The organism is Kocuria sp. LHG3120 (genome assembly GCF_049897445.1).
GTDB classification, from domain to species: Bacteria; Actinomycetota; Actinomycetes; order Actinomycetales; family Micrococcaceae; genus Kocuria; species Kocuria rosea.
The window spans coordinates 1-8,668 of sequence record NZ_JAFCWG010000016.1; the positions used below are offsets into that span (position 1 = coordinate 1).

Genomic DNA, 8,668 nt, shown 5'->3' on the forward strand with positions numbered 1-8,668 from the left:
TCGCCCTCCGGGCCCTCGGGGTGGTGGCTGGGGTGGGATCAGCGGGGCGATCAGCTCCCACAGACGGTCATCGACCATCCACGACTGCGTCCTCGTCGTCATGGAGGCACAGTCAACCGCCCTAGGGGACGACCGGCAACGACAGACTGGGTTTTAAGACCAGGTCTAAGAAGTGGTTTCAATAGTTTTTCCGTGGCAGTCGCCGGGCGCAGATGACGGTGACCGCGAGGGTGACGACAGCGGTGATGGTGGCGGCGCTGCGGTCGTAGCGGATGGCCAGGCGGCGGAAGGCCAGCAACCAGGAAATCGTGCGTTCCACGACCCAACGGTGGCGGCCCAGCCGTTCGCTGGAGTCCACACCAATGCGGGCGATCCGCGCGGTGATGCCACGCCGGCGAAGGTAGCGGCGCACCCGTTTGTTGTCGTAGGCCTTGTCCGCGTGCAGCTTGCCCGGTCTCCGCCGTGGACGTCCCCGTCCTCGGCCCTTGACCCGGGCCAGCCCGTCCAGGATCGGCTCCACCAGCATGGAGTCGTGCCGGTTGGCCCCGCTGATCGCCACCGCCAGCGGCAATCCGTCAGCGGTGACCAGCAGGTGGTACTTGGTGCCTGCCTTGCCGCGGTCCGTGGGGTTGGGCCCAGTCAGCTCGCCCCCCTTTTCGCCCGGACACTGACCGAGTCCAGGCACGCCCTCGACCAGTCGAGCTGGCCGTCCTGACCCAGCTTCTCGAGCACGGCGTGGTGCAGGTCGTCCCACACCCCGGCTTCCTGCCAGGCCCGCAGCCGACGCCAGCAGGTGATCCCGGAGCCGAAGCCCAGCTCCACGGGCAGCTTCTTCCACGCGATGCCGTGCTCGGCCACGAACAGGATGCCGTTCAGGGCCGCTCGGTCATCCACGCGCGGTCGCCCGGTGCGCCCGTCTTTCGCCGGCGGGGGTGGCGGGATCAAAGGTTCCAGCAACTCCCACAACTGGTCGCTAACCAGCCGCCCGAAGGCTTTCTGACTCGTCATGGCAGCCATGATCACCAGCCGGGCAGGCACCGCTCAATGACTCACCCATAACTATTGAAACCACTTCTAAATGGGGGTCAATCGCCAGAGTCGGGCTTGCCGACGGCGCCGGTGGTAGGTCCGCTCAGTCCATGTCACGATCGCGGTCCGTAGCTGCTGACGAGAAGGCCAGATGCGGCGGTCGAGGAGATGATTCTGCAACGAGGCGAAAAAGCTCCCCATGGCGGCATTGTCCCCGACTCCACCCCCCCTGTCCCAGCGAATCGACAAAGCAGAGCGGGTCCAGGGCGTGAACGAACTTTCGTGATTAAAATCATCTGTCAAGTACTTTCACTATCACAAAACGTGCAGTGCTAGAGAGATCAGAAGTTTACATTAGATTCAAGACAGCACTAGTCACCACGGGGTGACTTTAAAATCAAGTCAACATTACCATGAATTTTATGGGATCGTGGGGTCTACTACAAAAATTTGCACAATACAGTCCGGTCGTTGACCCATGGTTACCCCATCGAGTCGATTGGCACCAGTGAGGGAAAATTAATGGGCTTTACTATAATGTCACAACCCAATAGACGCTCCGGATATAATTCGTTTCGTAATTTTCTTACAACTTACATCACCCAAGGGCAACTTTCTTGATTTGAATATTATGGAATTGATTCTGCAGTTTGCATCTTAGTTTTTAACCAACCGATTTATGCTGCATATTAACTACTATGGAATCGCCGGCCGCAGCAATCGACAAATTGCCGCGGCCGGCGATGGCCACCAATTATGCATTAGCGGTTAATGCCATACTTTTATCGCTGCGCATTAGGGGTTAATGATAAGGTAGTCCACGGAAAGTCGAATTGGATCATTGTGGTCAATATGAATCCGGGTGGTGATGCTGCCGTCCTGCACGCCGACGTTGTGCAACGTGTATCGGGCTGCGCCCACAATCTTACCTCCGCCTGCAGCACCTTCTCCAACGGAGACGAATACACGAGTGTGGCGGGTTACATTGCCCGAATTGAGGGTAAGCCTCAACCAGCCACGTCTGTCGCCCCAGTCGTGACGGTAGGTGTATCCGCTGCCGCTAAGTTCATCGGTGCCCCCCTCACCTCCAAACAGAAGCTTTAGCTGGTCCTCATCAAGCTGCTGCTCTTCTGCTGACTCCATCCCCGAAGGGAGTGAAGGATTCGTGTCACTCATCGTTGACCTCATTAAAATTAGGTATCAAATATGCCGCAATCAGGCAGGGCTTGACGCACTTAGTCTTTCTGGCTTCCAAAGATTGCGGCATGTACACCGTGCACCTGCGGCCGTTACTGAGGCGGTACTACCATTACGTATATTTAAAAAATTGAGCGCTGATGCGCCCCGTTGCCCAATGTTTTTCTAGAGCAAATCTGACCTTATGCGTGCTGGGGAGCTTGCCGTCTTTGGCATAGCGACTACGCGGAATGTCAACAAGGACCGCGGACGTCGAACGGGTGCACGCCAATAGATTATTTGCCGGTCAACGTCTCTGACTGGTATCAGCATCGATGAATCACGACGCAGACTGGTTTTCCCGCGAATGAAATATCTCGTGGAGCCGAGAGAACAAATATATATAGATGACCATCTTGGTGGACTCACTGGGTTGATTCCGGGCGTAGCGTAGTCCGCTGGTCGATGATGGCCATGGTCACTATGCATGGAGGTTTTCTCACCGGGCTCCTCTTTCGAGCACGGTGAGCACGAGGGCGCCAGCGACGATGGCCCCGATCCGTGACGGTGAGATGGTCACATGGCGCAGCGCGCCCAGCGCTGGGTCAGCAGCGCGTTGGCTCGTTCCCCGATGGCGCGCATCCCGGTCAGGAACGTGTTGTAGGTGCGCGTATCGATCCCCGGATGGCGACCCTTGATCGGGTGGTGCACCCTGATCCCGGCGCCTTGGTATCTCTTGTCGGCCGCGGCCGGCAGCCCGGCCGCGGCGGCCGGGTACAGGGCGCCCAGGCAGTGCTGTCTTGCGGCGGTGATGTCGTGGGTGGAGCCGGGCTCTTCCGGGGAGGTTCACAGGGAGAAGCCGGTGGGGTCGGCGATCACCTGGATGTTGCCGCCGAACCTTTTGTGCTTCGCCGAATACCAGGCGTGATTGCCGGCCTCGGTGCGCTCGGCGAGCCGGTCGGTGGGAAGCAAGGTGCCATCCAGGGTCAGGTAGGGCAGGCCGTTCTCCTGCGCTGTGGCCAAGGCCTCGTGCAACTCGGGGGCTTGAGCGGCGAGCACGTCGAGGCCCTCGTGCAGGTACCGGTAGGCCGTGGCCTGAGACAGCCCGTGACTCCGGGCCGAAGACGCCAGGCGGGTGCCGTCGCGGTACCAACGCAGCACGAGCTTGGCCTTGGTGCGGGCCGTGCCGGCGCGCTGGAAGGGCCGCCGATCATGGGTCATGCGGTGGCGGTGCAGCAGGCCGGTGAGGAAATCAATGATTTCGGCGGGCACGTCGCAGATGGCAGAGTAGGTGAACACGTAGGGTCCTTGCGGCGGATGACTTTCTGGCGATTTCCATCCTGCTCATGGGCCTTACGCCATGCCAGCCTGCTGCTGCCGCCAGCCCGAGCCACCGCGCGACCACTCATCCTGGTGAGAAAACCTCAGCGTGTCGGAAGTACGGGCCCTGTCGCAACCCACGTCGGACGAGTCTTCACAACGACCTGTCTGTTCTGACGTTCTATCCAAAAGCAGCGTTTTGCCATTAGGAGTGCGTGCGAATTTGAACTGCCTAATAAGCAGAATCCCCTCACTGGGGATCTCTTCCGGCGCTACGCAGAACAGGTCGTCCTCAGGATCGGCGGTTTACGTCTGCTCTCAGTAGCAGGCCGCGCAGGTAAACTTCCATGGGCGGGGCTCAAGCCCGAACGTGCACGACTGGCGTCGCTCAAGTTCCGTTGTGAAGTGCGAGACCGCACCCAATTATCGATACCCGCCGGGCGAGCGGTCGAGCATCCAGTCAGGAGCTTTGTCCTTCGCGATCAACCCCACAATGAAATACCCGAAGAATCCGGCAGCCAAACCGATTGAGTAGCACGCGAACATCGTCGTGTCGTCCTGGAAGAGTGTGGTGACTGCGGCGCCGCCCACTGCTGCGAAAACCGTTGCGATGTCCGACAAGGAGACCGTTTCGGTGTTGCGCCTCAGCGTTCGATATGTCACCCATCCGATGACCAGTCCGAACGCGATCGCACCTATAACCTCGAGCATGTGCAGACCTTTCCTTTATGTCACTGACTGTGGACTCTGAGATCGGCAACGCAGTACGGCGTGTAAGCGAGTCCCAGTGGATTACCGACTTCGAGAAGACGCCTGCGGCCTGAAGTCACCAGCGGCCCCACGGATTCCCCGGCGGCGAATCTGGACAGGAAATCGATCGCGAATCGACTGGCCAGTTTCTCGGGGATTGTGATCTCCACACCGATGACTCCTGATGCTCGGCAGAACGCAAAGTTATTGAGGAAGGATATTAGGTCGTCGGGAGTGACCCCCACCGTTTCGCATCCATTGATAAATACGAGGGGGTTGGGACTCGCCCATCGCACCTTCCAGTGGATTAGGTCCGAGGGGAGTAGCCGTTGCTTGTGGCCGACGCCCAGCCAGACGTCGGTCTTTTCTCGGCCCCCGTGGCAGTAGAAGTACACGACGTGGAGGTCTGGTCGATTCAACATTGCGCCGATCTGGAGTCGATCACTCCGCACGTCCGTGCGGTAAGAACGGATCGCTTCCACATCGGCCTGATGGCTGCGTAGCTGGCTTAGGTCCTCGCTGACTGCCATGAGCATGTTTACGCCAGAGGGGGTGGCCGCAATAACTCTGGGCGCATCCTGGGCAAACGGCGAAACGGTGTGATCGATGCTTCCTCGTGGTTGCCGGTGAGTACTTAGGGGCTGTTCGACTACGTGGCGGAAGCCCCAAAAACCGGACGGGCAAATGACATTCGGATCATCTGCGCTGAGGCAGCGCGTACTGAAGCAATTGAGTCGATCGAGCCATCCAGGGGGTCCACCACGTGTAATGCCAGCCAAAAACTCCTCACACAGCTTGTTGTTGGGCTCGGATATAAGCGGCTGATCGTAGATGAGAGCCCACGGAAACGCGCGTGAGGCCGATGACGTTACGGCAATCTGAATCGTCGTAGGGAGGTGAAGTGCGGCCTCAAGCTCGTCCTGGAACTCCCAGTCCTTCCCGGCGACCATGTCGGCGTAAAGGGTCGAGCCGAGCCGCGCGAGCCCTCTGATGTCTTCCAGAATGGCGCCGGGGGGCCCCTCGTTGTCAGGCTCGAAGCGATACCGGTTCGGGGTACCGTCGCGCTTGAAGGTGCTGCAAACCGCTTGGAGTGCCTCTCGGACCGCCTTTGCCTTCGATCCCATCTGCTGGTCCGTCAGATGCAGACTGCGTGGCCCGCCGGCTCCCATCACTCCTATCGTGTGACTTCCTGAAGGGTCGTCGTTCACGACGATGTTTATGGCTCGGGCTTCTAGGTCTTCGACATGCTCGAAGCTCCCACTCAGGACGAAATCCGTCTCCGCATCTTGGACGCCGGCCAGCCCATTTGACTCAGCGACAGTCACCGTAATCCTCAGCGACTGGAGGAGTTGGTGCTTGTGATAGAGGCATAGGCGCGCCGTCGCCAGGCCTGCGCGCGGCGGAGTGGTCACGGGGACCAGCAGGACGTTGCTCTCGCCGGGTGGCGGCGGTAGCAGCAGCACATGCTGACCCACGTCCGTGCTGAAGTCGCGGCTGAACAGAACCACGTCGATGTTAACCCCATTGCCGGTCTCGAGCGGCAGGAGGGCCTCAGGCAAGGCTGTTGGCAAATTGCTAATGCTCTTGGCCTGCGCAAGTCCGATCTGGACCGCGAGAAAGTATCGGTGCGAAGCCGCCAGAGCCTGGGTCGCGGGGACATCGCCGCCGTCCTCAGCAAACCATGTGTTGACTACGCGTTGCGTACTTAACAATTCGGGCAACGCTTCGCGCAGGTCTTTTAGCCCCGTGGCCGCGTCACGGAGTGGCACCCACGCACCGGATTCGTGAGCGTAGTCTAGCGTCATTCTGCGCCAGCCATCTAGGTCCGTGATTGCTCGTGCTACTTCCTCCACACCGTTGTCGTCCGGGATGCGGTCCCTACGGTCAATAGGAGTGCGTCCTCGCGCTTCGTGCCTTGTCAGCAAACGTTCGGCGGCCGTGTGGTAATCAGCGATGTCCGCGGCGAGCGACGGGACCGTCGAGGAGATCCGAATCTGGTGCTCGCCGCCGTGGTGCCGCAACAGTGCCGCGTGGCTCCCAGCTGCTTGTCGGGCTGCCACCGCGTTGTCAAGGTCGATGTCGTGAACCAAGTCTAGGTAGATCTGCTCAGCATGCGCTGGCTCTCCGACCGGTGCCTTCGAGAGCACCACGATTGAAGGACCATTTGCCCGCAGGCTTCGGTGGGCCAGATCCAACGCTGGCCCAAGTTCGGTGCCTGCCACCTCCAAAATGAGCAGCCGCACGCTGGACTCTACAGTCAACGTCCCAAGGGTCCCATGATCGATTGCAGGGCCGAACTCACATAGCAGGACGCCCGCATCCCCGCGCCATTCAGCGGGACCCTGAAGATGCAAGATGTCGAAGATTGCGCCGGAGCAGATCTTTGTTAGCACGTCCAGCGTGGCCGGAGCACTTTGAGTAACCCGAAAGTAGCGCATAGCTGCTGGGTCTGGTAGGGCAGCTAAGTTTTCATTCACACGCAGTGAGCCGAATAGGAGATCGACCGGCAAGTCCACGGGGACAAGGGCCCGCATCGCGTCGCCTCTGGCGACGCGCACAACCGGTTGATGGCGCAGAGGCTGCTCGATACGCAACTTTTCCCAGGTCGCCTTGAAGAGATTGGGTTCCTGTATGTCGAGGTGAATTGCGACTGCTGACCCCTCGCGGCGCGCGGCTTCCTCCACGACCATCCGGATTGGGCCCGAGAGCAACGCTCTTCGTAGCTCGTCGACGGCTTTGGTCGGGTCCAGGCCAATTTTGGTAGTTGCCCTCAAGCCTTCGAACTCCACTGTCGCCGTCGTGGACGGCGCCATCGGTAGCGCAGGCTCGAGGGTAATGCTCAGCACGTCGGACCCGCACCCGCGGCGTTTGGTGACGATGGCACTGTTCCCTCCTTCGCGGGAGCCGAGCCCGATCTAACGCCTTAATTCTTTTCGCAGTGCGTTACTGCGGCGTTACTGCCTCGCGTTACAGACGAAGCTGTGAGCAACATGCTTTGAGATGTATTTTCAACAGAATCAGTCGAACGCGTTGCACCGCATAGAGTTAGTCAAGACACCGCTTCTCACATGGAGGTTTTCTCACCGGGATCCTCTTTCGAGCACGGTGAGCACGAGGGCGCCAGCGACGATGGCCCCGATCCGTGACGGTGAGATGGTCACATGGCGCAGCGCGCCCAGCGCTGGGTCAGCAGCGCGTTGGCTCGTTCCCCGATGGCGCGCATCCCGGTCAGGAACGTGTTGTAGGTGCGCGTATCGATCCCCGGATGGCGACCCTTGATCGGGTGGTGCACCCTGATCCCGGCGCCTTGGTATCTCTTGTCGGCCGCGGCCGGCAGCCCGGCCGCGGCGGCCGGGTACAGGGCGCCCAGGCAGTGCTGTCTTGCGGCGGTGATGTCGTGGGTGGAGCCGGGCTCTTCCGGGGAGGTTCACAGGGAGAAGCCGGTGGGGTCGGCGATCACCTGGATGTTGCCGCCGAACCTTTTGTGCTTCGCCGAATACCAGGCGTGATTGCCGGCCTCGGTGCGCTCGGCGAGCCGGTCGGTGGGAAGCAAGGTGCCATCCAGGGTCAGGTAGGGCAGGCCGTTCTCCTGCGCTGTGGCCAAGGCCTCGTGCAACTCGGGGGCTTGAGCGGCGAGCACGTCGAGGCCCTCGTGCAGGTACCGGTAGGCCGTGGCCTGAGACAGCCCGTGACTCCGGGCCGAAGACGCCAGGCGGGTGCCGTCGCGGTACCAACGCAGCACGAGCTTGGCCTTGGTGCGGGCCGTGCCGGCGCGCTGGAAGGGCCGCCGATCATGGGTCATGCGGTGGCGGTGCAGCAGGCCGGTGAGGAAATCAATGATTTCGGCGGGCACGTCGCAGATGGCAGAGTAGGTGAACACGTAGGGTCCTTGCGGCGGATGACTTTCTGGCGATTTCCATCCTGCTCATGGGCCTTACGCCATGCCAGCCTGCTGCTGCCGCCAGCCCGAGCCACCGCGCGACCACTCATCCTGGTGAGAAAACCTCAGCGTGTCGGAAGTACGGGGAGGGATAGCCGCACGAATAGGTGACGTTGATGATGGAAATGTCTTCGTCGCCGGCGCGTGTGACTCTGTAGGTGACTGACGGCCAGTAGTGCTCGTCTTGTAGTGGATCCGCCCGCGGGCCGGTGGTGAAGACACGGTCTAATGCATGCCGGCCAGTTGCGGGCATGACTTCATACGAAGTTAGAGGTTATTTCAGAATAAGACCTGGTCTCAAAACCTGATTCGTCGTTGCCCGCCCGCCGGGGAACGGTTGACTGTGCCTCCATGACGACGAGGACGCAGTCGTGGATGGTCGATGACCGTCTGTGGGAGCTGATCGCCCCGCTGATCCCACCCCAGCCACCACCCCGAGGGCCCGGAGGGCGA

General features: G+C 60.6%; 4 protein-coding genes and 3 pseudogenes. All 7 read right to left on the minus strand.

Features of this window, described 5'->3' with window-relative positions:
- Positions 1–178: 178 nt before the first annotated feature.
- Positions 179–1,008, minus strand: a protein-coding gene (locus ACP7CD_RS18280) for an IS5 family transposase (RefSeq protein ID WP_426120824.1) whose coding sequence is annotated in 2 segments (ribosomal slippage) — positions 179–657 and positions 657–1,008 — 831 coding nt in all. Because the reading frame shifts where the segments join, the coding sequence is not laid out codon by codon here.
- 66 nt (positions 1,009–1,074) lie between these two features.
- Positions 1,075–1,315 (minus strand): annotated as a pseudogene (locus ACP7CD_RS18285) (IS3 family transposase); the annotation flags it as partial.
- Between the two features lie 509 nt (positions 1,316–1,824).
- The gene (locus tag ACP7CD_RS18290; protein WP_426120821.1) at positions 1,825–2,205 is read right to left on the minus strand and encodes a hypothetical protein; all 381 of its coding nucleotides are present in this window, start codon (positions 2,203–2,205) and stop codon (positions 1,825–1,827) included.
- A gap of 499 nt (positions 2,206–2,704) precedes the next feature.
- Positions 2,705–3,504 (minus strand): annotated as a pseudogene (locus ACP7CD_RS18295) (transposase family protein).
- A 444-nt stretch (positions 3,505–3,948) separates the two neighbouring features.
- Complete coding sequence (locus tag ACP7CD_RS18300) at positions 3,949–4,236, minus strand: hypothetical protein (protein ID WP_426120822.1); 288 nt, start codon at positions 4,234–4,236, stop codon at positions 3,949–3,951.
- Positions 4,237–4,256: 20 nt separating this feature from the next.
- A complete protein-coding gene (locus ACP7CD_RS18305; protein ID WP_426120823.1) occupies positions 4,257–7,064 on the minus strand; it encodes a hypothetical protein in 2,808 nt (935 codons plus the stop codon).
- 291 nt (positions 7,065–7,355) lie between these two features.
- A pseudogene (locus tag ACP7CD_RS18310) lies at positions 7,356–8,155 on the minus strand (transposase family protein).
- Positions 8,156–8,668 lie beyond the last annotated feature (513 nt).

What these genes read in the sequence shown, in the direction of transcription:
- ACP7CD_RS18290 (WP_426120821.1), bottom strand. Translation starts at nt 2,205, where the DNA reads ATGAGTGACACGAATCCTTCACTCCCTTCGGGGATGGAGTCAGCAGAA.
- ACP7CD_RS18300 (WP_426120822.1), bottom strand. Translation starts at nt 4,236, where the DNA reads ATGCTCGAGGTTATAGGTGCGATCGCGTTCGGACTGGTCATCGGATGG.